Source organism: Brevibacterium otitidis (assembly GCF_042429315.1).
GTDB classification, from domain to species: Bacteria; Actinomycetota; Actinomycetes; order Actinomycetales; family Brevibacteriaceae; genus Brevibacterium; species Brevibacterium otitidis.
Map to the genome: position 1 here is coordinate 1 of NZ_JBHMAU010000063.1, position 22,917 is coordinate 22,917.

Below are 22,917 nucleotides of genomic sequence, written 5' to 3' on the forward strand. Positions count from 1 at the left end.
TTCCAGACACCCATGTAGTTACCCACGAGCGAACCGCACAACACGCTGACCAGCACAAACAGTTCCAGACACAAAGAAAACCCCAAAAATTGTGGAAGTCAGGTCAGGCAATCCGAGCAGGACGTCACACCTGGCACAGCGATCCAGAGCAACAGCGCAGGGGCACGTAGAATTAGGCATTATCGAGGTCCTTGAGATCAGCGGGGGTTAAAGTCCACTCATCATCAGGGACCTCGATACTTATCCCCAGCACCCCTGCCCGATCAGCGTGCCCACACTCAACTCTGAAGAGCCGCTAAAGTTCAGATTCACTGGCCTAAATTGAGAGCATGACGACTGCTACGAAACACCGCAGGCCCCCTCTCCGCACTAGCCTCATGACCACCTCCACCGCAATCATCTTCGCTCTGACATTCGGGCTTGCCCCGGCAACTGCTGCGCCACCCTCCGCCCACGAAGACCATCGGGTGCAGTCCTCGTCTGCCCATCCGCCAGCTGCGAATCGTGCAGCATCCAGCGCAGGGCACATTGAAGCCGGCATGTCCAGGCTCACAACCAGCAACATGCACATATCAGCAGGAAGTCTCTGTGGAATCGCTGCTGCCCCAGTTCCAATGCACACGAGGCGAGACTGCGACAGCCAGCATGACCGGGATGCAGCGAAGTGCCGTCGAATCAAGGGCGTTAAGGCCAGGGGAGCATGTTGGACTGCCATGAAGGCGAAGTACGCAGCTTGCTTGGCAAGGGCAAAAGGATGACTGAGCGCGGCTGGCTAACCCGGGTATATGAACCGATCGACGGGAAACGAGTTCACATCTGTGTCTCGTGGCCACGCAGGGCTCGGCCTGAACCTGACTCAGAGTGGCTGTCGATCATCCGCTCCCACGGTTTAAGCGAAGACATCGACAAGGAGATATACGGCGTCGATGAGGTGCAGGCGATGGAGCTTGCGATCTTCCTCCTCGTCTCGCTGGAAAGCAGCAACGGGCTTTCTCTCCCCGACTGACTCAGCGGGCTCCAGCCATGGTCACGTCCGTGCCGGCCGGTAGTATCGAAACCATGGACATCGTCATCCCGCTTCGCTCAGCACGCCCGAAAGTGCTGGAGTTTTTCGCCGGCATCGGTCTGGCTCGGCGCGGTCTTGAGGCTGCCGGATTCTCGGTGGCATGGGCAAACGACTTCGAGCCGAGCAAAAAGGCGATGTACGACGCCGAGTTCGGCACCGAGCACCCTTTCCATCTCGGCGACATCGCAGACGTCAAGGTCAGCGACCTGCCAGCGGATCCCGCACCGGCCTGGGCCTCCTCGCCCTGCACGGACCTCTCGCTCGCTGGTGGCCGTGCTGGATTTGCCGGCACCCAGTCCTCAACTTTCTGGCAGTTCATCCGGCTGCTTGACGAACTTGGCGACGCCCGGCCTGAGACCGTCGTCCTTGAAAACGTCACCGGCTTGGCTTCCTCGCACGGCGGCGACGATCTGACCGCAGCGATTCGGGCTTTCAACCAGCTCGGCTATTCGGCCGACGTGCTGGCGATCGATGCACGCCTGTTCGTTCCTCAGTCACGCCCGCGCCTGTTCGTCGTAGGAACACAGCACCCGCCGGAGTCGAGCGCTGAAGCCTCCGCGCTGCGCCCGGACTGGCTGGAATGGGTCCACAACGACAAGACCTTGAAGACACATCGTGCAAAGGAGCTAATGTGACTACATGGTATGAAATCATGCCGCTGAGTTCTCAGCGGGACTTCTGGATTCATACGACATGGGAGGGCCGTCCGGACCTGGGCTCTCCGACGCTTGAGGATGGGCGAGAGGTGTTCGATGTCATAGCTGACGGGAAGCTCGATGAGATTCCGTTTCCTGTATGGTTTGAGCGCAATACCGATAGTCGCGGCAAGCGCCGCGGCGATATCCTCTGGGGTGGCCCTCCGACGCTTGTGTCCCAGCGCTTTGCCGACGCAGTGGCTGAACTCGGTGTGACGGGATGCTCAACGTTCGATGTTGACCTCTTCAGCGTGAACGAAGGGCGAGTCGAGGGCTACGTCGGATTCGCTGAGAACACCGAGGGGACGAGCGAGATCAGTTCGTATGCCTGGCGAGAGAAGGCTCACAGCTATGCGTGGATCGTCAGCGAACGTGTGCTTGAAGGGCTGAAGGCTCGCGGGGTAGACATGTTCGAGGTCGAACCGTTCGACGAGAAGCGCCGCTTCCCGAGAATCTAAGCCGATGCCGTTGAGAAACCCCATCGATCCCAGTTCGCAGACAGGGGTCGGTGGGGTTTCTCTACGCTGTGGTTCTGCCGCCTGGCTCGACCACTTCTACATCGTCTCGCTTGAGCCAGACTCCGACGAACCGGCACCGCGGGTCATCGAGCCGGACGAACACTGCAGCATCCACCGGGTCCCAGCGGGTGGCCAGCCTGCGAACGTACTCGGTTCCGTCTTTCTCCCAGACGACACGAGCGATCACCGGCAGCGGGGACCGGTCTGGCCGATCGCGGGCAGGCGGCGCATTGAGAACGTCCTGATACGGCGGCGGCGTCGGTGGTGATGTCCACCTCCAGGAAGCCGATGCCCTTCGATATCAGATAGTTCTTGGTGCGCACGCAGTTCGGGCAGTCAGGTGCGGTGTAGACGACGATGTCGGTGGTCGAATGGCTCTTGATGGCGGTGACGGTGGCGGTCATGAGTGTGCTCCTTCGTAGGCGGGCTGTGTTCAGGTAGTGGTGTGCTTGTCGTTGGCCAGGATCGCTTCGGCGGTGGCGTTGCGGTAGGACTGGGACCATGCTCGGGCCAGACGGGCGGCGTAGGCCTCACGCTCAGCTGGTGAGAGCTCTGCGGGGTCCTGGTCATAGCCGTCGATGGTGTAGATGCCGAGGATCTGCTCAGAGGGCCTGAGGTCGGCAACGAGGCGCTCGGCATCGGGCTGACTGAACAGAACGCTGCGGGCGTGGGCGAGTTCGATGCGGGAGCCTCGGTATTCGAACTCGTCGTCATCGAGATTCGGCAGCACTTCGCGCAGCTGGGCGCGTGCTTCCTCGTGGGTGCTCAGCGCCAGGTTCGGCACGTGTTCGTCATCGGGGCTGGGGTGGCGTGCGGCGAGCACGGCAGAGATCGCCTGCTGGCTGGCAGCTGCCTGCTCCGGGTCTGCGAAGGCACCAGGATGGACCGGCTGCGGGGCGGTGTGTTCGGACAGGAGGCTGTCGGCCAGCGCCTCGGGGGAGAGGTCGTAGGTCTGGGAGCTGGGCGTGAGCTCTGGCTCCGCTTCGCGGTTGGCGACGAACTGACCGCCTTCGGGAGTCCCGCGCGGGGCCCGGATGCGAGAGGTCATAACGGCTCCTGGCTAGAGGTTCTCGGTGCCCTGCATGTGTGCGGGGCCCTTCGAGAGCTTCTATGCCGCGCAGTGCGCCACAGCCTCAGTTCGGAGTCAGGAGTATGCGCAGCAGCGGGTGTGATTCGGCTGCTGCGGGCATTAAAAATCCGCCCCGCTGCGTTAAAAAATCGAGGCGGATCGAGTGGGTGAGAACGCTCAACTTTCCCGTCGATTCCCTGGGAAAGTGTCGAATAACTGTCAATTGCCGGGTATCGACCGGCCGGTGCCCTACCTGTAAATGCACCCTGACCTGGGCATATGGTGGGCCCCGTGGGGCTCGAACCCACGACCCACGGATTAAAAGTCCGTTGCTCTACCAACTGAGCTAGAGGCCCGCAGAATGATTGTAGTCTGCTACCAGGCCGGTGCCCAACTCAGGGCAGGTCGTTGACGGTCAGAGTCGCGGGTCAGCGTCCCAGAGCTTGAAGCCGCGCTTCTTCCCGGCCTTCCTGTCCTTCTTCTTACCCCACCGGCTGCCGGAACCGGTGCCGCCGGTCTCGTAGGTCCGCGGTGCCTCACCGTCGCCGTTGTCCGAACCGTCGTGGACGACGATCTCGTTGTCGGCACTCACCGGGTCGATGACCTCACCGGGGATGACCTCGCCCTTCGACTTGCGCAGCTGCAGCAGCCGGATGAGGTGCTTGAGCCCGCCCATGAGGTCGGCATCGGCCTTGGGCGTGCTGACCTTCGGGTCGAGATCCGGGCTGAAGCCGCCGGGGAACGGATCGAAGGCCGACTGCGAATGCCGGATGACGGTCCGCGCCATCTGGTGGTTGACGACACCGCCGATGACGGCGCCGACGCCGAATGGCATGAGCCGGCCGACGAGCGAACCGCCGGTGCGCGCCGCGTACTTGCGCATCATCGTCTTGCGCATCCGCTTCGTCAGCGTGTCCATCATCTGCGCTGGGATCTGCTTGGCGACCATCGGCCCCCAATGCGAGGTCAGCGCCGGGCCGTCACCTGCGGCCTGCGCGGAGAACTTCTTCACCAGGTCTTTGCCGGCGTTGCCGAGCATGAGCCCCATCACGAGGGCGTTCGCCCGCTGCGGATCGCGCACCGGCAGCCCGTGCAGTTCGGTGATCGCCTGCGCATACAGTGCCGAGGCTTCGAGGAACCCGGCCGTCTCCACGGCTGCGACACCAGCGGCAGCCAGCGTCCCGAGCCCGGGCACCACGGCAGTCGCGCCGACTGCAGCACCCCCGCCGGTGGCGGCCCACAGGTAGTGCTTGCGGACGATGTCGGCGATCTCCGCCGGGGAGGCGTCCGGGTGCTTGCGCCGCAGCATCCGCAGATACGCGAGCACGGCAGGACGCTGCACGGCAAGCAGCCGGCGCACGGTGCCCTCGGCGTGCGGCTTGAGCTCGCCGTCCTTGGTGAACGCGAACTTGGTGGCAGTCTTGAGGCCGGTCTGGACTTTCGCACTGTTGGCCATGGCCTCATTCTATGCCCGCTGGCTGGGAGGCCGGTGAGGGTGAAGAGGCAGGGCGCCTTGCCTGCAGGCGTAGACTGGGCGGCGTGCCACAGCCTCGTTTTCACAAGCCCGTGCCGATGCCGGATATGGATCCGCTCGACACCGCCCCTGACCCTGCCGCGCGCACCGAGCTCGCGCACTCGACGGCTGCCCGGCTCATCTCCCCGCACCGCGACTCCAGCACCGATCCCGACCGCGACGACGCCGCCACCGCCCGCTTCGTCCACTTAGCTGAAGAGTTCGGGCTGGAATCCATCGCCGAGGTGTGGGCCAGCGCCCCGCCTGTCAGCCTGCCCGGTTCGCTGTGGCGGCTCTACGCGGTCCGCGAGTGGATCCGCCGCTCACCCGGCCAGGCCGCTGATTGGTTCTCCTCCGGCCGGGACGGCCGCACCGCTCCCGAGGTGGTCGCCGGCATCGCTTCCCCGCCGGGTCCCGACGAGGTCGCTCGGGCCGCCGATGAAATCCTCGCCGGTGCCTTCCGCGGCGACTACGCCATCGCCCTGGCCCGGGCCGCAGCCTTCGTCACCGTCACCGCCCGGGGACGTCGGGTCGAGAACCCTGCCGACACCTCGGGCGCGGAGGGTTTCGAGCGCCTCGCAGACGACCTCGCCACCGCTGCACGGGCCTACACCCAGGGCCGCCTCGACTGATCGACGCCACGTGCAGAATCGAGAGCGCTGAATACTGCAGAGAACGTGCAATCTTCTCACCAGTGACTCCGCCGGCGGTCTTCTGCAGAGCAGGCGCCCAACCTCCTGCCGGGCATGTGTCGCGCCGGGGTCCGCGCCGGGAGCCACCCCGGTTGGGCAATTCAGGTCGAGCTTGTATCCTGGGCGCACGGTGCCGGATCGCTGAAGCCCCGGGCTCCAACATCTGCCGCTTCGAGCGGCCACTCGCCGAGAGGCGCTCTCGGTCCGGCACCGCCACACTTCGGCACCAACCGGTCCTCCCGTGTCCTGCTGCCGGCCCTCACCCTACGATCCCGCTGAAACAGACACCGGAGGACGGCGTGCGCCTGAGACGGACACCGCAGGATACCCAGCTCTTCGCCCGCTGCACCGAGCTCGCCGAGCTCATCCAGGGCTGCAACCTCGTCCTCGCCGAACTCTCCGGCATCCCAGCTGACGCCCGCCAGCAGGCCGGCGCCCGCATGCAGGAACTGACCGACCAGGCCGACGCCGCACTCGGGGCGATCACCCGGCAGCTGCGCGAGAACTACATCACCCCGCTCGACCGCGGCGACATCTTCGCCCTCGCCGACCGCCTGCGCGAGGTCTGCTACCAACTGGAGTCCATCAGCTTCGCGATGACCTCTCAGGTCTTCGACGAGCTGCCGGCCGGTGTGCTGGAGATGCTCGCCGTGCTGTCGAACCAGTCCGACCAGACGCTGCGCATGACCCGCCGGCTGCAGGGCCACTACGACCAGTGGGACTACGTCGAGACGATGGACCGCCTGCACCTGCGCGCCATCTCCTTGAGCCAGTCGATCGCCGACGCCGTGCCGCTGTCGCGCCGCGGCCTGACCTACACCGCGGCCTCGATGCAGCTGGCCTTCGCCTTCACCCAGGCCTCGGCGTCCTTCAAGGACATCGGCCGCATCGCCGCTGCCATCGCGCTCAAGGAATCCTAGGCCTCACGTGGATCTCGTCTCCTCCGACGTGCTGTTCACCGTCGTCATCGTCCTCACCATCGGCTACGCCTTCATCAACGGCTTCCACGACGCCGGCCTGTCCGTCGGCAATGCCGTGGCCTCCAGTTCCGTCCACCCGCGCCTGGCACTCATTGTCGCGGCGGTGTTCAACTTCATCGGGGCTCTGCTCAGCCAGGGTGTGGCCGAAAGCGTCGCCGTGGCCCTGGTCGAGTTCCCGCCGGTGGAGAACACCGTCCTGCTCGTGCTCGCGGCCGGGGTGTTCGCCGCCCTCGTCTGGAACATCACCACCTACCTGGTGGCCGTGCCGGTGTCCTCGACTCACTGCCTGTTCGGCGGCATCATCGGCGCAGCCCTGGTCTTCGGGGTCGTCACCGACGCGGGCCTGGTGTTCTGGACGCTCATCGCCCCGGTCTTCCTGCTCCCGGTCGTCGCGCTCGTCATCGCCTACGCCGCCAGCCGCATCACCACCCGCGTCCTGGCCAGCCACGCGCCCAAGCCGCTGTTCCGCCACAGCCGGTTCGCCAACAACGTGCTCTCCGCCTCCCTCGGCCTGGCCCACGGCGTGCAGGACGCGCAGAAGTTCGGCGTCGTCATGATGATCGCGATCCTCGCCCACACCGACCCGGCCGGGATCAGCCACGACGAGCTCGGCATCGACTGGCCGGTCCGCATCCTCATCGCCGTCGCCCTGGGCCTGGGCACCTTCTTCAGCGGCTGGCGGATGGTGCGCACCGTCAGCGTCCGCATGGTCACCATGGGTGAGCCGGTCAAGGCCACCGTCGCCGATGCCGTCTCCGCCGGCTTCCTCTTCGTCGCCGCCTTCCTGCTGCGCCTGCCGGTCTCGATGAGCTACCTCGTCATCGCCTCCAACATCGGCACCGAGCTCGGCACACCCCGGCCCCACGTGCGCGGCCGCTTCCTCATCCCGGTCGTCGCCGTCGCCGCCACCGCCCTGTTCATCACCGGCCTGCTCGGCGCGGCAGCCGCCGTGCCGCTGTACCTGCTGCACTGATCCGCGCGCACTGACATCCCGCAGCCGCCGGGACCACACGGAGCTGGGATCGCACGCAGCCGGGACCACACGCACCCGCCGGGACCATACGCCAAGACGACCGTTCCCGAGGCGGTGGGCACCACCTCGGGAACGATCGTCTGAGTGCGGGGGAGGAGACCTGCGGATCGCGGATCAGCCGAAGCGGCCGGAGACGTAGTTCTGGGTCTCTTCCTTGTCCGGGTTCGAGAAGATGACGTTGGTGTCGTTGAACTCGATGAGCTTGCCGGGCTTGCCGGTGCCGGCGATGTTGAAGAACGCCGTGCGGTTGGACACGCGGGCGGCCTGCTGCATGTTGTGGGTGACGATGACGACGGTGTACTCATCCTTGAGCTCGTTGATGAGGTCCTCGATCGCCAGCGTCGAGATCGGGTCGAGCGCCGAGCACGGCTCGTCCATGAGCAGCACCTCGGGCTGCACGGCGATCGCACGCGCGATGCACAGACGCTGCTGCTGACCACCGGACAGGCCCGAGCCGGGCAGGTTGAGACGGTCCTTGACCTCGTTCCACAGGTTCGCTCCGCGCAGGGCGCGCTCGGCGAGGTCGTCGGCGTCGGACTTCGAGATGCGGCGGTTGTTCAGCCGCACACCTGCGAGCACGTTCTCCTTGATGCTCATCGTGGGGAACGGATTGGCGCGCTGGAAGACCATGCCGACCTCGCGGCGGACGTTGACCGGGTCGACGCCCGGTCCGTAGATGTCCTGGCCGTCCATGAGCACCTTGCCCTGGGTCCAGGCGCCCGGGATGACTTCGTGCATCCGGTTGAGGGTGCGCAGCACGGTCGACTTGCCACAGCCGGACGGGCCGATGAAGGCGGTGACCGAGCGCGGCTCGATCTTCATGCTGACGCCCTCGACGGCGCGGAAGTCACCGTAGTAGATGTTGAGATCTTCGATGTCGATCTGCTTGGACATACGTTCGTTTTCCCTTTCTCTCAGCTGCCGAGCAGCTGTCAGCGTCCGGCCTTGGGGGCGAGGGCCTTGGCGATGATGCGTGCGATGAGGTTGAGCACCATGACGATGATGATGAGTATGAGGGCTGCGGCCCAGGCACGCTCACTCGACGCCGCGGCTGCCACACCCGGGGAGACCGGGCGCATCTGCGAGTCATAGATGTAGGTGGGCAGTGTCGACATCCAACCGGAGAACAGGTCCCAGTTGAGGTTCTTGGCGAAGCCTGCGGTCACCATGATCGGTGCGGTCTCACCGATGACACGCGCGATGGCGATGGTGATGCCGGACAGGATGCCCGAGATCGCCGTCGGCAGGACGATGCGCACGATCGTCTTCCACTTCGGCACGCCGAGCGCGTAGGTCGCCTCGCGCAGATCCATCGGCACGAGGCGCAGGATCTCCTCGGTGTTGCGGACCACGACCGGGATCATGAGCACCGACAGTGCCACGGCTGCGGCGATACCGGTCTTGGCGGATCCGACCGCTCCGGGGTTGACGAGGCTGAAGATGGTGCCGAACAGCGAGAATGCGAACAGACCAGCGACGATCGACGGAATGCCGGTCATGACGTCGACGAGGAAGGTGATGCCGCGCGCCAGGGCGTTCTTGCCGCCGTACTCCACGAGGTAAATAGCCGTGAGCACACCGATCGGAATCGAGATGACACACGAGGCGAGCGTGATGAGGACGGTGCCGACGATGGCGTGGTAGAAGCCGCCGGCCAGGCCGGTCTCGCCTGCGACGTAGTCCTGGTCGAGGACGCCCTTCATACCCTGCATCGTGCGGTTGAGCACCGAAGGGTGCTCGATGAGCACCGGGCCGCCGCGTTCGAGGGCGGTCCACAGCAGGGACACGAGCGGGATACAGGCGACGGCGAAGGCCGAGGTCACCAGCGTAGTGGCGACGCGGTCGACAGCCTTGCGCTGACCTTCGACGGAGAAGGACCAGCCGAAGATGACGGCGAGGTTGATGACACCGGCGAGCGCTGCTGCCAGTGCGACGTTGAAACCGCCGAGGAACAGGAAGGTCAGGGCGATGGCGACGACGATGGACGCCGCGGCGACTCCCCAGGGGGCCCACTTGGGCAGCTGCTTGGACTTCAGCGCAACGGAGAGGTTCTTCTTGTTCTTCTTCTGAGCCGAGCGCGGCGCCGAGCCGCCCTCTGCTGGCTGCTGGGCCTGAGACTGCTGGGCTTCGGGCTGCGATGGGAGATTCGACTTCTGCATGATCAGCTTCCCTTCACCGAGGTCTTGGCCACGATGGCGCGGGCGGCCATGTTGACGATGAGCGTGATGATGAACAGCACGAGGCCGACCGAGATGAGCTCGGACAGGCGCAGGCCGGCTGCCTCAGGGAAGTTCTGGGCGATCTCCGAGGCGATCGTCTGGTTGCCTGCCACCACGAGCGAGGCGGTCAGGAGACCCGAGGACAGGATCATCGCCACTGCCATGGTCTCACCGAGCGCACGGCCGAGGCCGAGCATGATCGCCGAGGCGATGCCGGAGGTGCCGAAGGGCAGCACCGCCATGCTGATCATCTCCCAGCGGGTGGCGCCCAGTGCGAGGGCAGCCTCCTCCTGCAGGCGCGGAGTCTGCAGGAGCACCTCGCGGATGAGGGAGGTGATGATCGGCAGGATCATGATCGCCAGCACGAGCGAGGCGGTGAGCATGGTGCGGCCAGTCTGCGAGATGCCGCCGTCAGCGGCGGGGGCGAAGATCGGAATCCAGCCGAGGTACTTCGCCAGCCAGGAGTAGATCGGCACGAGGTGGCCGGCCAGAATCAGACCCCACAGGCCGTAGACGACCGATGGGATCGCGGCCAGCAGGTCGATGACGTAGCCGAGCACGGGGGCCAGCTTGCGCGGTGCCATGTGCGTGGTGAACAGCGCGATGCCGAGCGCGAACGGCGTGGCCACGATGAGTGCGATGAACGCGGAGACGAGGGTGCCGACGATGAGCGGCCACACATAGGCGAAGAAGCCGCCTCCGCTGATGGAGCTCGGGTCGGTCGTCTGTGTTCGGATGACCGGCCAGGACTGGAAGAGCAGGAACAGGGCGACGCCAGCAAGGATGAGCAGGATCACGATGCCGGCGGCCAGAGTTGCTGCCGAGAACACTGCATCGCCGACGCGGACAACGGCCTTCGGCGGTGACGCCGGGGGTGTCTTCTCCGGGGCGGTGGTGGCCAAGAGGTCTCCTCAGTGAAGAAGTCTGCGAGGGTGGGATGTGGATGTGGGAGTCGGGCTCATCTGCACAGGGGCTTGAACCCGCCGAAGCGGTGTGCTGCAGAACCGTGTCCGCAGCACACCGCCTCAGGATACGTCAACTGCTGTCAGGCAGTTTCCTGATGAGATCAGGATGCGACCTCGATCATGTCGATGATCTCGGTGATCTGTCCGCGCATGTCCTCGGAGATCGGAGCGGAGCCTGCCGAGTCAGCGGCGGACTGCTGGCCCTCTTCCGAGACCACGAACTTTTCCCAGGCCTTGACGAGATCAACTGTCTCCTGGTCCTGGTAGGTCGAGCACACGAGGTGGTACGACACGAGGACGATCGGGTAGGCGCCGGACTCGGTGGTGTCGCGCTCGATGTCGATTGCGAGGTCACCGTCGCCGCGTCCCTCAGCCGGCTTGGAGGAGTCAACGACCTTGGCGGCAGCTTCCGGGGTGTACTCGACGTACTCGTCGCCGACCTTGACGTGGACGGTGCCCAGGTCGCCGACAGCCGAGGCGTCGGCGTAGCCGATGGCGCCCTCGGTGTCGCTGACGGTCTGGACGACACCGTCGGTGCCCTGAGCGGCTTCGCCGCCGAAGTCAGACGGGAAGGCATCCTCAGGCTCTGCGCCCCAGGCGTCGCCAGCGGCAGCGTCGAGGTACTCGGTGAAGTTCTCGGTGGTGCCGGAGTCATCCGAGCGGTGCACCGGGGTGATCTGCATGTCCGGGAGCTCAACGCCCTCGTTCTCGGAGGCGATGGCCTCATCGTTCCACTTGGTGATCTCGCCCTTGAAGATCTTGGCGATGTTCTCAGCCGAGAGCTTCACTTCGTCGACGCCCTCAAGGTTGTAGGCGAGAGCGATCGGGGAGATGTAGACCGGGAACTCGAAAGCACCTTCAGGTCCGCAGACATCCTTGGCAGCCTCGACTTCTTCATCATCGAGGTAGGCGTCCGAACCGGCGAACTGTGCGCTGCCGCCCAGGAACTGCTCACGGCCAGCGCCGGAGCCGTCCGGGGAGTACTGCACCTGTGCGTCGGAGTTTTCGCTGGTGAAGTCGGCGATCCAGGCGTCCATGGCGGCCTTCTGCGAGGAAGCGCCGATACCGGTGAGGGTGCCCGAGACGTCGCCGCCGCCACCGCCGCCGTTGCCTTCTTCGCCGGTTGCCGACGAGCCGCCACAGGCCGAGAGGCTGAGCGCACCGGCTGCGAGGATGGCCGCAGGAGCAAAGCGGTTAAGTTTCACAGGGTTGCCTTTCGCTATAAGAGGTAGGGCGTTCACATTTCTCGCCCCGCGTGCAGTCTCAAAGCTACGAGTGGTCAGTGTCCGCAAGGCGGTTGAAAGGTGAATAGATCGTTAACGTGCTCATAAGTTGGTGCTTATTCGCTCACGGTTTGATAAAGCCGGTGACTCGGTTCACAATCGCGTCCCGGGCGCCGCTCCCGAGGTGGTCGGCGCCACTGCTGCCAGGTGCGGGAGCCCCTGCTGCCAGGTGCGGGAGGCCCCGTCCTGCCGGGCGCGAGCGGCCCTGCCGGCCGGGCGCAGGAGAACCCCGCCCGGCGGGTGCGGCACCCCCTTCCTGACGGTCGTGAGCGACCGCCTCGGGAACGGTTGGCGGCGTGCTGACCTGGGTCGCAGCCGCTTGAGCCGGCCCCGGCCGGTGTCAAGAAAGCGCAATGACCCAGTGCGGTGTGGCAGTGCGGCGCAGCCATGCGCGGGCCGATGACCAAGCGCCGCGCAGCTCAGGTGTCGATCGGGCGGAAGCGCTCGAGCTCGACGATGCGCGGCACCTCGCCGGGACGCACATAGGCGATGAGGATCTCGCCGGGATTCATATACGGATCCTTGCCCGGCAGATGATCGGCCAGGCGCTTGGGAGCGTGCTCGGCGATGAAGGCGAGCACCGTCGGCAGCACCGGCCGGTGCGTGCACACCGCCACCGCCCGGCCCTTGTGCAGCAGCTTCGTCAGCGCTTTGAGCGTCTTCTTCGGGGCGTCGGCGTTGCCCTTCTCCGACAGCGAGTTCACGCGCTTGATCCGGAAGCCGGTGGCCGCCGCCACAGGTTTGAGGGTTGCCACGCAGCGCTTCCACGGGCTGGACACGAGCTGTTGGAGATCCCAGCATCCGAGCAGGCTCGTGAGCGCCATCGCCTGCCTGGTGCCGACTGCCAGCAGCGGCCGCACGTGTTCGGTCTCATGCCATTTGGCGCGCGGGAAGGCCTTGCCGTGCCGGACGATGATGAGCGGCCAGGCGTGCAGCGAACCGGTCTGCCGGGCGAGCTCGAGCTTGTCGAGCTGCTCCTTGTCGGAGAACAGCGTCAGCTGCTGCCGGGCGCGGGCGACCGGGAACCAGGCCACCTGGTCGATCTCGCTGGGGTTCTCCGGCTGCAGCTTCGGATCGCCGGTGACCTCGGCGGCCCAGTAAGCGACGTGCTTCTGCAGGTTCTTGCCCACCGTGTAGCGGGCCGGCGGCAGCGGCAGCCCGAGGTGGACCTTGAGTCCCGTCTCCTCCTCCACCTCGCGCACGGCGCACTCCGGGAGGGTCTCGCCCTTCTCGACCTTGCCCTTCGGCCAGGACCAGTCGTTGTACTTGGGCCGGTGCACCAGCAGCACCTCCAGACCGGCGTGCGTCTCCCGCCAGCACACCGCGCCTCCGGCCAGCACATCGGCGTTCAGGCGTGCGGACTCGCCGGCCGTTGAGACCGGGGTGGGGCTCATGCGTTTCCTCTCATCGCGGTTCGTTCAGCTCAGGTGCCTGCGGTGCGGCGGCGGTGGTGTCGGTGGATCAGGGCGGTCTGGTAGTCGACCGGATCCTCCGCAGGCACCTCGCGGGTCCAGATGCCGCCGGGGCCGAGGTGGAAGGAGCCGGTGCGGGAGTGGAAGGCGAGGTCGAACAGCGAGTCGATCTCGGCGATGTGCTCGGGGTCGCGCAGCCGCACGATTGCCTCGACCCGGCGGTCGAGGTTGCGGTGCATGAGATCGGCGGAGCCGATGTAGGCGACTGTGTCCCCACCGCCGCCGAACACGAACAGCCGTGAGTGCTCCAGATAGCGGCCGAGGATCGAGCGGACGTCGATGTTCTCCGACAGGCCCGGGATGCCGGGGCGGATCGCGCAGATCCCGCGCACGAACAGCTGCACCCGCACTCCGGCGCGGCTGGCGAGGTAGAGGGCGTCGATGATGCGCTCATCGACGATCGAGTTGACCTTCAGCCGGATCGACGCCGCGCGGCCGGCCTCGGCGTGGGCGATCTCGGCGTGGATGTGTTCCAGCAGTCCGTCGCGCAGCCGGGAGGGGGCGACGAGCAGCCGGGAGTACTCCGACTGCGGGGCGTAGCCGGAGAGCTGGTTGAACAGCTTCGTCAGATCCTGGCCGACTTCCGGATCGCAGGTGAGCAGCCCGAAGTCCTCGTACAGCCGGGCGGTCTTGGGATGGTAGTTGCCTGTGCCCACATGGCAGTAGCGGGCCAGCCCCGAGGCCTCCTGCCTGACGACGAGGCACAGCTTGGCATGCGTTTTGAGCCCGACGATGCCGTAGACGACGTGGACGCCGGCGCGTTCGAGCTTGCGCGCCCACGTGATGTTGGCCTCCTCATCGAAGCGGGCCTTGATCTCGACGACGGCGAGCACCTGCTTGCCGGCCTGGGCGGCATCGACGAGCGCATCGACGATGGGGGAGTCGCCGGAGGTCCGGTAGAGGGTCTGCTTGATGGCGAGCACATGCGGGTCGTTGGCGGCCTGCTCGATGAAGGCCTGCACGCTCGTGGAGAACGAGTCGTAGGGGTGGTGCAGGAGGATGTCGCGCTCTTTGACCGCTTCGAAGATGTCGACCTGGTCGGAGGTCTCGGCCTGCGACAGGTAGCGGTTCATCACCGGCACGGCCTGCGGGAAGTGCAGATCCTCACGCGGGATCGAGGCGAGCTCGCTCAGCCCCCGCATATCGAGCGGGCGCGGCAGCGCGTAGATCTCCGATTCCTCCAGCTCGAGCTCCTGGACGAGGATGCGGCGCACCCGCGGATGCAGCTCCTCGGTCACCTCCAGGCGCACGGCCGGGCCGAAGCGGCGGCGGGTGAGCTCCTTCTCCAGCGCTTTGAGGAGGTTCTCGGCATCGTCCTCTTCGACTTCGAGGTCCTCATTGCGGGTGACGCGGAAGACCGAATGGGCGATGACCTCCATCCCCTCGAACAGCAGCCCGAGGTTGGCGGCGATGATGTCCTCCATCGCCACGAACCGGGCCGACGAGGCCGGGGAGACACCCTGGGTGCGGGTGGCGGCGACGTCGACGAAGCGCGGCAGCGACTGCGGCACCTTGACGCGGGCGAACACCTCGCTGCCGGTCTGCGGGTGGCGCAGCAGCACGCCGAGGTTGAGGGACAGTCCCGAGATATAGGGGAACGGGTGGGCCGGGTCGACCGCCAGCGGGGTGAGCACCGGGAACACTTGGCTGCTGAACATCTCGTCGACGACGGCGAGCTCGGCGGGGGTGAGCTCATCGATGCGCACGATCGCGATGCCCTCAGCGCTCAGCTCCGGTTCGATCACCTCGGTGAAGAGTGCGGCATGCCGGTCGAGCAGCGCGCGGGTGTGCCTGCTGAGCGAGCGCATGACCGCCAGCGGCTGCGCGCCGGTGACCGAGGGGACTGCCAAGCCGGTGGCGATGCGCCGTTTGAGCCCGGCGACGCGGACCATGAAGAACTCGTCGAGGTTCGAGGCGAAGATCGACAGGAAGTTGACGCGCTCCAGCAGCGGGATCGATGCGTCAGCCGCCAGCGCTAGGACGCGTTCGTTGAAGGCCAGCCAGGACAGCTCGCGGTCGAGGAAGCGGTCGGCTGGGGCCGGCAGATCGTGGGTCCGGCCGAAGGCGGCGACGTCATACACGTCAGGCCTCCTCGGGTGGTGCATAGCTGACGTGCATGATCTCGCGGTCGAAGCCCAGGCGCGCGTAGAGCCGGCGGGCCGGGGCGTTGTCGGATTCGACGTAGAGTTCGATGAACTCCGCACCGGCGCCGATGAGATAGCGCATTCCGGCCACGGTCAGCGCCTGCCCGACCCCGCGGGCATGGACGGCCGGGTCGGTGGCAATGACATAGACCTCGCCGACCCGTCGGCCGGAGGGGTGGTCGGCCGACAGCTTCGTCTGGTGGAAGCCGATGATCGCCTCGCCGGCCGCCGAGGTGCCGGTCGCCGGAGTGCCATCCTCCGCCGAGGTGCCGGTGCGGGTGGCGATGATGACGGAGTCGGGGTCGAAGCCGGGAGCCTCGACGATCGCGCGGATATCGGCGAGCTCCTGCCGTCCCTGCTCGGGATGCCAGTCGAAGGCGGCGTTGTTGACGCGCAGCCAGCCGGCTTCGTCGCCGGGGGAGAAGGAGCGAAGCCGCACGCCCTCGGGGATGGGTCGGTCGGGGAACTGCAGCTCGGCCACCGGGCCGGTCTGCAGCTGCAGCAGCTCGCGGGAGCGGGTGAAGCGGTGGGCGGCGGCGATGGCCGCAGCGGCCGGATGATCGCCGTGCGACCACATCCACACCGGGTGGCCAGCGCGCTCCAGCAGCGCATCGATGAGCATGCGGCCGTAACCGCGGCCGCGGTGATCCGGGGCGATGACAGCTTCGAGCGCACCCCGCTCGCCCTGGGCGGCGGCGATGCCGAAGCCGATGAGCTCCTCGCCGAGCCGGACGTCGAGCATGCTCCACGGCTGCCCGGCCGCAGCCTCCAGCAGCCCCTCGGAGAGCGGGGCGATGCCGTCAGCGGCAGTGGCCGCAGCCAGCAGGGCGCGCACCTCGGCAGTGAGCCCGGCGGATTCGGTGAGCATCGCCTCGGGAGCGGATGGAACCATGGCGGGCACTCTCCTCCAGACGACACATTCCTGCTGTCCGGCAGACGGCCGGTTGCCGCCTGCGGGAACTCTGCGGCCAGTATAACGAGGCACCAGCCGCTGCTTCACGATCCGCCTGCGGCGGCATCACGGCATGCCACCGGCCGGATGACGATCCGCCGACGGCGGCCGAAGTGTCGGATCGCTGCGGGGTGCGGCACAATGTTGCTGATGAGATGGATACGAGTTGCCGTGGCGCTGGGCCTGGCCGTCGGGCTGGGCGTCAGCAGCTTCTTCGGCTATGGACCGCTGGCCCTCGCCGCCGCTGTGCTTGTCCTCGCGCTCGCCTACGGCTGGCCGCGGCTGACTGACTCGCCGCAGCCGCGGGCGACCGGCATCATGCTGCTGCTCTTCGGCCTCGGCGGCATGGCGGCAGTGTGGGTGCAGGATTCCGCCCCCTATGTCGAATGGCTGCCGACCATCACCGGCATCGGCCTGCTGTGGGCATTCGTGCAGCACCTGGCCCGCGGTGTCGACGCCTCGGATGCGGTCGCCAATGTCTCAGCCCAGGTGGCAGGTCTCGTCATCGTGCTCTCTGCGGCCAGTTGGGTCGCGGCCCTGAGCGTGCCCGGCGACCGTGAGGCCGTCGTCGTCGCACTCGTGGCGATCATCCTCGCCCAATCGGCGACCGCGCTGCCCTTCCCGGCCCGCTACACCTCGCCGCTGGCGCTGCTGCTCGCGCTGCTCGGCGCCGGCCTCGTCGCCGCAGTCATGCACTCCGGCTCGGTCACCATCGTCGCCTCGCTCATCCTCGGCGGGGCGATGGGTCTGCTCGTGGCGGCAGTCGACCGGATGCTGTCGATCATGGCGGTGGCGAAGTTCCAGGCCGAGCGCATCCGCCGCGAGCGCCGGCGCGACAAGGCCCGCCGCTTCGCCGTGCAGCTGGCCGTCGGCGCCACCCCGGTGGCCCTCGGCGGCACCGTCGTCTACCTGCTCGAACGGATTCTTCTCTACCGCTGAGCCGCGAGTGCAGCCGTCTGTGCCACTGGGTACAATCGTGGGCATGGACAATCTTGCTGCTCTCGAACTCGTCTTCTCCGGCCTCGTCGTCTTGGCCGCGCTCGGCACCGCAGGTGTCGGCCTCAAGGTCATCACCAACCTGTTCAAGACCAACCGGTGATCGCAGCCTATGGCGATTGAAATCGATGCGAGCCTGCACCGCGAGCTCGTTCCGCTGTCGTGGCTCATCGGCTCCTGGGAGGGCGTAGGCGTCGTCGGCTATCCGGGCACACCGGAACGCCAGTTCGGCCAGCGCGTCGACTTCACCGTCCCCGGCGATGTGCCCTACCTCCTCTACAACGCGCACGCCTGGACCCTCGATGAGGACGGCCAGATCGACGACACCCTCTCCGTCGAGACCGGCATCTGGCAGCTCGTGCGCGACCGGCAGGACTTCGACTCCGGTCCCGGCTACATGGTCCCCACCGCGGAGACCCCCTACACCACCGCCGAGGCGGTCGAAGGCCTGCGCAATGACAAGGGCGATTTCGAGCTCGACGTCTCGATCGTCCACCCGCACGGCATCATGGAGCTCTACGCCGGCCGCGTCAACGGCCCGCGCATCGACCTGAGCACCGATGTCGTTGCCCGCACCCGCACCGCCAAGGAGTACTCGGCCTCGACCCGCATGTACGGGCTGGTCGGCGGCGAACTCATGTGGGCCTGGGACATGGCTGCCCGCGGCAACGAGCTCACCAGCCACGCCTCCGCCCGCCTCAAGAAGATCACCTGAGGTCCGGTGCGCCGCACCACTCTGGCCCTGAGCCTCACCCTCGCGGTCATCCTGCTCGCAGTCACGGCACTGGGAGCCTTCGCCTATGTGCGGATCAGCTCCGTCGCCCAGCATCTGCAGGACGCCTCCGACGCCGCCGATGACTACGTCGCCGCGCTCTACGACGAGCCCGAGGCGGCCCCGCGCCATCTGCAGACGGCTCTCGACGAGCTCGCCGCCGCCCGCACCGGCATGGACACCTGGACCCTGACGGCCGTCGCGCAGACGCCGCGGATCGGCGACTCCGTCGTCGCGGTGCGCACCGTCACCGATGAGATGCACACGCTGCTGACCGAGGCCGGCCCGGTGCTGGCCACCGCCGCCGAGGTGGTGGACTTCCGGGAGCAGAAGCTGCGTCCTCTGCCGGACTCGGGCAGCTGGTTCGACAGCATCGACGACCTCGGCGAGGCGATCGACAAGGCCACCGATGTCCTCGACGGGGCGCCAGCGGCCATCGAATCCTTCGACGCCGCACAGCAGACCGTGCACGAGATCGACACCGCCGGACTGCTGCCGCCGGTGCGCGACGCCATCGACGAACTCGACGACACCCTCACCCAGGCCGCCGATGAGCTGCGCCCGCTGCTCGACGTCATGCGCTCCTTGGCCGACAGCGACCTCTACCGGCTGCTGTCCGAAGCGGTGAGCGGACTCGGCGACGCTCTGGGCGACCTCGACCTGGAGGAGCTGTTCGACGACCTCGACGAGCAGCTGAAGAAGATCCGCACACCGGTGACCCGCGGCGGATAGCCGGCCCCGGGCGTCTGGCGTACCGTGGAGCCAGCCGCCTGCCGTGCCCGGTCTGGCCCAACCGCCCGCCGATGAACAGAGGAGATGCCGTGAACGTTCTGCGCTTCAACCGCTCAGCCGCCGTGATGGGGGACGGGCACCGGCAGGAAGAGATCGCCCACCTCGGCAGCCCGCTGCGCGAACAGCGCCGCCTGGCCGATGGCCGTGCGGTCGCCGACCTGTCCTCCTACAGCGTCCTCAGCCTCACCGGACCTGACCGGCTCACCTGGCTCAACACGCTCACCAGCCAGAAGCTCGACACCCTGCAGGCCGGCCAGTCGACTGAGACCCTCGTGCTCTCACCGACCGGGCACATCGAACACTGGCTCAAGCTCTACGAGGACGGCGAGACCCTGTGGCTGCTGAGCGAGACCGATCCGACGGAGACGATCGCCTTCCTCGAGTCGATGAAGTTCATGATGCGCATCGAGCTCACCGACCGCTCCGCAGACTTCCAGTGCCTCGGCGTCATCGGCGAGCCGCCGGCCGGACTGCCGACCGCCTTCGTCTTCGACGACCCGTGGCCGGCGATCGGCACAGGCTCCGCCTCCTACGCCACGATCGACGCGGATCTCGCGCTCGAGCCGGCGACCCCGACGCCGAGCCCGCAGCATCCCGGCCACCTCATTGACCTGCGCATCGCTGTTGCACCCGTTAGCGCACTCGCCGACTGGGATCCGGCGGCAAGCGGCATCGAGGTCGTCGGCCGCGATGCCTATGAAGCGCTGCGCATCGAAGCCTGGCGGCCCGGCCCGGCCGATGTCGACCACCGCACGCTGGTGAGCGAACTCGATGTGCTGCGCTCAGCCGTCCACCTGGCCAAGGGCTGCTACCGCGGGCAGGAGGCGGTCGCCCGCGTCCACAATCTCGGCCAGCCTCCGCGCCGGCTCGTGTTCCTCCACCTCGACGGCTCCGCCCACGCCCTGCCTGAGCCCGGGGCGCAGATCTATGCCGAGGTGCGCGGCGCCCAGCGCAGCGTCGGCACGATCACCTCGGCGGCGATGCACTGGGAGCTCGGGCCGATCGCGCTCGCCCTCATCAAGCGCAGCCTGCCCCAGGACGCCGCCCTCACCGTCGCGATCGCCGCCGCTGATGGGGACGGCGAGCGGGTCGAGGAGCAGCTGGCCGCCAACGCCCAGGTGATCGTCTCCCCGACCCGCACCCGCCCGGCCGCGCAGCGGATCCCGCGCAACCCGGCGATCGACCCGCGCCGGCTGCCCGGGGCCCGCTGAGATCTCGGGAGCAGCAGACACCTCGGGCCCGGCGTGAGCAGAGCTGTTCCGACTGCTGGTACCTGACGTGCTCCGAGGCCCCGGCGGGGTCTACGATGCGCATATGACCACTTTGGAAAAGGGCGGCGCAGCACTGCCGCAGGAACGCAAACTTGTCACTGAGATCCCCGGACCCAAGTCGCAGGAGCTCGAGTCCCGTCGCAAGGCCTCCGTGGCAGGCGGCGTCGGCGTCAGCCTCCCGGCCTACATCGTCGCCGCCGGTGGCGGCATCCTCAAGGACATCGACGGCAATCAGATCATCGACCTCGGATCCGGCATCGCCGTGACCACCGTCGGCAACTCCAACGAGCGCGTCGTCGAGCGGGCTGCCGAGCAGCTCGGCGCCTTCACCCACACCTGCTTCATGGTCAACCCCTACGAGGGCTACGTCGAGGTCGCCGAGGCGCTCAACCGCCTGACCCCCGGCAGCTTCGAGAAGCGCTCGGCGCTGTTCAACTCCGGTGCCGAGGCCGTCGAGAACGCCATCAAGATCGCCCGCGCCCACACGAAGCGCAACGCCGTCGTCGCCTTCGACCACGCCTACCACGGCCGCACCAACCTCACGATGGCACTGACCGCCAAGGCCCACCCGTACAAGGCCGGCTTCGGCCCGCTGGCCGGCGAGGTCTACCGTGCGCCGATGTCGTACCCGTACCGCGACAACCTCACCTACGGCACCAAGGTCTCCGGTGAGGACGCCGCCAAGCGCGTCATGACGATGATCGACAAGCAGATCGGTGCCGAGAACGTCGCAGCGATCCTCATCGAGCCGATCCAGGGTGAGGGCGGCTTCATCGTCCCGGCCGAAGGCTTCCTGCCGGCACTGGTCGAGTACGCGAACAAGAACGGCATCGTCTTCATCTCCGATGAGGTCCAGGCCGGGTTCGGCCGCACCGGCAAGATGTTCGCCAGCGAATGGGAGGGCATCGAGCCCGACCTCATCACCACCGCCAAGGGCATCGCCGGCGGCCTGCCGCTGTCGGCTGTCACCGGCCGCGCGGAGATCATGGACGCGGTGGGCGCCGGCGGACTCGGCGGCACCTACGGCGGCAACCCGACCGCCGTGGCCGCAGCCCTCGGTGCGATCGAGGCCTATGAGAACGACGGCCTCGTCGAGCGGGCGGCCGCGATCGGCGAGACGATCGTCGACCGCATGACGAAGATCCAGTCGGCCCACCCGGAGATCGGCGATATCCGCGGTCGCGGGGCCATGCAGGCCGTTGAGCTCGTCGACGCGCAGACCGCAGAGCCCAAGCCGGAGCTTGCGAAGGCCGTGGCTGACTATGCCGCGAAGAACGGTGTGCTCGTGCTCGTCACCGGCACCTACGGAAACGTGCTGCGCTTCCTGCCGCCGCTGTCGATCTCCGATGAGCTGCTCGCCGACGCCTTCGACGTGCTCGAAACCGCCTTCGACGAGGCAGCCACGTGAGCTGAGCCAAGCTGAGCTTCACCGCTGCCGAGGCGGCCGCCGGGTGGGATCCCGGTGGCCGCCTTCGCGTTTCCAGCCTGCTCACAGGTGCTCAGCAGGGTGGATCGCTGTGACGCAGGTTACACTGAGGGTTCACTGTCACCCCAGAGAATGAGGATCCCCCATGACAGTCCACCCCGTCTCCCCGGTTCCTGCCGCAGCCTCGACTGAGGCCGAGCACATCGCCCAGGTTCCCACGCACGAGGAGATCCGCACAGCATCGCTGCGCACCGCCTCGGGCCCGGCGACCCTGTTCTGGACGGCCCTGCTGGTCGGCAACATCACGGCGCTCGGCGCGTTCGCCGACCAGGCGCCGTCCCAGCACATCCTGTTTTTCGCTATCGCCGTCATGGCGCTGCCGGCGTTGTTCCTCGTGCTGCGCGCCCGTTCGGGATTCCCGATCCTCGGACTGCGCGACGGGTCGCGGAAGTCCGTGCTGCGGGCCCGCCTGCTCGGGCTCATCGGCCCAGGTCTTCTGGCTGTGTGGGGCTTCCCGTTCCCGGCTGAGGGGATTCCCGGTGCGATCGTCGCCGTCAACACGATCGGCTCGGTGCTCATCCTCATCTCGATGCTGTGGCTGCAGCTGCGCATCACTGACACGGTGAAAGCGTCGCCCGAACCGAAAAGCTGTGGCGCACTGAATTGAAGTACCTGTGATCGGCGTCTCTGCCGGAGCGGTGAACTTTCGCTACGGTAGGCTATTGGTCTGTTCGGTGAACGCTAGATCACCAAGAACGTAAGAGTGAGCGGGATCGACACCATACCGAGCATGGATGTCACAGCGACCATACTGGACGCGATGCTGGGATCAGAATCCTCTTGCTGCGAAAGGATAAAGGCAGTAGTAGAAGTCGGCATGGCTGCCATTAGGACGAGTGTGCCGGACCACGTCGGTTCCAGTGAGGGTGCAAGTTGAGTCACGGCGACGGCTGTACACCTGAGTTGCACAGGTTTAGTTACCCTTGCGCTGGTTCGGTCGGTGGTGTCTGAGGGCGTCGAGGATTGTGGTGGTCTCGGCTGGGATTTCTGGGGTGAAGG

22 protein-coding genes and 1 tRNA gene are annotated in these 22,917 nt (G+C 66.9%); 12 read left to right on the forward strand and 11 right to left on the reverse strand.

The features are described from left to right. The first annotated feature begins 754 nt into the window (after positions 1-754). The 3 genes from ACFFN1_RS09580 to ACFFN1_RS09590 are packed head-to-tail and all read left to right on the forward strand — an operon-like array spanning position 755 to position 2,219. Entirely contained in the window at positions 755-1,006 is a 252-nt protein-coding gene (locus tag ACFFN1_RS09580) for a hypothetical protein (RefSeq protein WP_376840495.1), read from the forward strand. A gap of 53 nt (positions 1,007-1,059) precedes the next feature. Further along, on the forward strand, positions 1,060-1,701 hold the full coding sequence (locus ACFFN1_RS09585) for a DNA cytosine methyltransferase (RefSeq protein ID WP_376840496.1): 642 nt from the start codon (positions 1,060-1,062) through the stop codon (positions 1,699-1,701). Further along, a complete protein-coding gene (locus ACFFN1_RS09590; protein WP_376840497.1) occupies positions 1,698-2,219 on the forward strand; it encodes a hypothetical protein in 522 nt (173 codons plus the stop codon). The genes ACFFN1_RS09585 and ACFFN1_RS09590 overlap by 4 nt, the downstream gene beginning before the upstream one ends. A gap of 143 nt (positions 2,220-2,362) precedes the next feature. Here ACFFN1_RS09590 and ACFFN1_RS09595 read toward each other — a convergent pair whose 3' ends face one another. The 4 genes from ACFFN1_RS09595 to ACFFN1_RS09610 form a co-directional block, all read right to left on the reverse strand. After that, the gene (locus tag ACFFN1_RS09595; protein ID WP_376840498.1) at positions 2,363-2,683 is read right to left on the reverse strand and encodes a glutaredoxin family protein; all 321 of its coding nucleotides are present in this window, start codon (positions 2,681-2,683) and stop codon (positions 2,363-2,365) included. 29 nt (positions 2,684-2,712) lie between these two features. Beyond that, positions 2,713-3,327: a hypothetical protein gene (locus ACFFN1_RS09600; RefSeq protein WP_376840499.1), complete on the reverse strand. Its 615-nt coding sequence runs from the start codon at positions 3,325-3,327 to the stop codon at positions 2,713-2,715. 301 nt (positions 3,328-3,628) lie between these two features. Then, a tRNA-Lys gene (locus tag ACFFN1_RS09605) sits at positions 3,629-3,704 on the reverse strand. A gap of 59 nt (positions 3,705-3,763) precedes the next feature. Beyond that, a complete protein-coding gene (locus ACFFN1_RS09610; protein WP_376840500.1) occupies positions 3,764-4,804 on the reverse strand; it encodes a hypothetical protein in 1,041 nt (346 codons plus the stop codon). 83 nt (positions 4,805-4,887) lie between these two features. Here ACFFN1_RS09610 and ACFFN1_RS09615 point away from each other — a divergent pair, with 83 nt between their 5' ends. The 3 genes from ACFFN1_RS09615 to ACFFN1_RS09625 all read left to right on the forward strand — a co-directional run bounded on the left by ACFFN1_RS09615 (position 4,888) and on the right by ACFFN1_RS09625 (position 7,506). Beyond that, positions 4,888-5,493, forward strand: coding sequence for a hypothetical protein (locus ACFFN1_RS09615; protein WP_376840501.1), 606 nt, complete (start codon positions 4,888-4,890; stop codon positions 5,491-5,493). A gap of 359 nt (positions 5,494-5,852) precedes the next feature. Continuing rightward, a complete protein-coding gene (locus ACFFN1_RS09620; RefSeq protein ID WP_376840502.1) occupies positions 5,853-6,473 on the forward strand; it encodes a DUF47 domain-containing protein in 621 nt (206 codons plus the stop codon). 7 nt (positions 6,474-6,480) lie between these two features. Further along, entirely contained in the window at positions 6,481-7,506 is a 1,026-nt protein-coding gene (locus ACFFN1_RS09625) for an inorganic phosphate transporter (RefSeq protein WP_376840503.1), read from the forward strand. Positions 7,507-7,680: 174 nt separating this feature from the next. Here the strand turns inward: ACFFN1_RS09625 and pstB are convergent, their stop codons facing one another. The 7 genes from pstB to mshD all read right to left on the reverse strand — a co-directional run bounded on the left by pstB (position 7,681) and on the right by mshD (position 16,541). Beyond that, positions 7,681-8,460, reverse strand: coding sequence for a phosphate ABC transporter ATP-binding protein PstB (gene pstB / locus ACFFN1_RS09630; RefSeq protein ID WP_376840504.1), 780 nt, complete (start codon positions 8,458-8,460; stop codon positions 7,681-7,683). Positions 8,461-8,498: 38 nt separating this feature from the next. After that, a complete protein-coding gene (gene pstA, locus ACFFN1_RS09635; RefSeq protein ID WP_376840505.1) occupies positions 8,499-9,725 on the reverse strand; it encodes a phosphate ABC transporter permease PstA in 1,227 nt (408 codons plus the stop codon). 2 nt (positions 9,726-9,727) lie between these two features. Continuing rightward, a complete protein-coding gene (pstC, locus tag ACFFN1_RS09640) occupies positions 9,728-10,687 on the reverse strand; it encodes a phosphate ABC transporter permease subunit PstC (protein ID WP_376840506.1) in 960 nt (319 codons plus the stop codon). A 164-nt stretch (positions 10,688-10,851) separates the two neighbouring features. Continuing rightward, positions 10,852-11,955 (reverse strand): phosphate ABC transporter substrate-binding protein PstS, encoded by a 1,104-nt coding sequence (gene pstS / locus ACFFN1_RS09645; protein WP_376840507.1) that lies wholly within the window; start codon positions 11,953-11,955, stop codon positions 10,852-10,854. A 497-nt stretch (positions 11,956-12,452) separates the two neighbouring features. Continuing rightward, complete coding sequence (locus ACFFN1_RS09650; protein WP_376840508.1) at positions 12,453-13,427, reverse strand: NUDIX hydrolase; 975 nt, start codon at positions 13,425-13,427, stop codon at positions 12,453-12,455. A gap of 29 nt (positions 13,428-13,456) precedes the next feature. Next, positions 13,457-15,586 carry an RNA degradosome polyphosphate kinase gene (locus ACFFN1_RS09655; RefSeq protein WP_376840509.1) on the reverse strand — a complete coding sequence of 710 codons (2,130 nt, stop codon included), beginning with the start codon at positions 15,584-15,586 and terminating at the stop codon, positions 13,457-13,459. 1 nt (position 15,587) lies between these two features. Continuing rightward, a complete protein-coding gene (mshD, locus tag ACFFN1_RS09660; protein WP_376840510.1) occupies positions 15,588-16,541 on the reverse strand; it encodes a mycothiol synthase in 954 nt (317 codons plus the stop codon). 210 nt (positions 16,542-16,751) lie between these two features. Here mshD and ACFFN1_RS09665 point away from each other — a divergent pair, with 210 nt between their 5' ends. The 6 genes from ACFFN1_RS09665 to ACFFN1_RS09690 all read left to right on the forward strand — a co-directional run bounded on the left by ACFFN1_RS09665 (position 16,752) and on the right by ACFFN1_RS09690 (position 22,525). Next, entirely contained in the window at positions 16,752-17,540 is a 789-nt protein-coding gene (locus ACFFN1_RS09665; RefSeq protein WP_376840511.1) for an ammonia permease, read from the forward strand. A gap of 169 nt (positions 17,541-17,709) precedes the next feature. Continuing rightward, the gene (locus ACFFN1_RS09670; RefSeq protein WP_376840512.1) at positions 17,710-18,312 is read left to right on the forward strand and encodes a heme-binding beta-barrel domain-containing protein; all 603 of its coding nucleotides are present in this window, start codon (positions 17,710-17,712) and stop codon (positions 18,310-18,312) included. Between the two features lie 6 nt (positions 18,313-18,318). Further along, positions 18,319-19,101, forward strand: a complete 783-nt coding sequence (locus ACFFN1_RS09675) for a hypothetical protein (RefSeq protein ID WP_376840513.1) — start codon at positions 18,319-18,321, stop codon at positions 19,099-19,101. Between the two features lie 89 nt (positions 19,102-19,190). Next, on the forward strand, positions 19,191-20,372 hold the full coding sequence (ygfZ, locus tag ACFFN1_RS09680; protein ID WP_376840514.1) for a CAF17-like 4Fe-4S cluster assembly/insertion protein YgfZ: 1,182 nt from the start codon (positions 19,191-19,193) through the stop codon (positions 20,370-20,372). Between the two features lie 103 nt (positions 20,373-20,475). Beyond that, complete coding sequence (gene gabT, locus ACFFN1_RS09685) at positions 20,476-21,840, forward strand: 4-aminobutyrate--2-oxoglutarate transaminase (RefSeq protein ID WP_376840515.1); 1,365 nt, start codon at positions 20,476-20,478, stop codon at positions 21,838-21,840. A 163-nt stretch (positions 21,841-22,003) separates the two neighbouring features. Continuing rightward, a complete protein-coding gene (locus ACFFN1_RS09690) occupies positions 22,004-22,525 on the forward strand; it encodes a hypothetical protein (protein WP_376840516.1) in 522 nt (173 codons plus the stop codon). Positions 22,526-22,917: the final 392 nt, after the last annotated feature.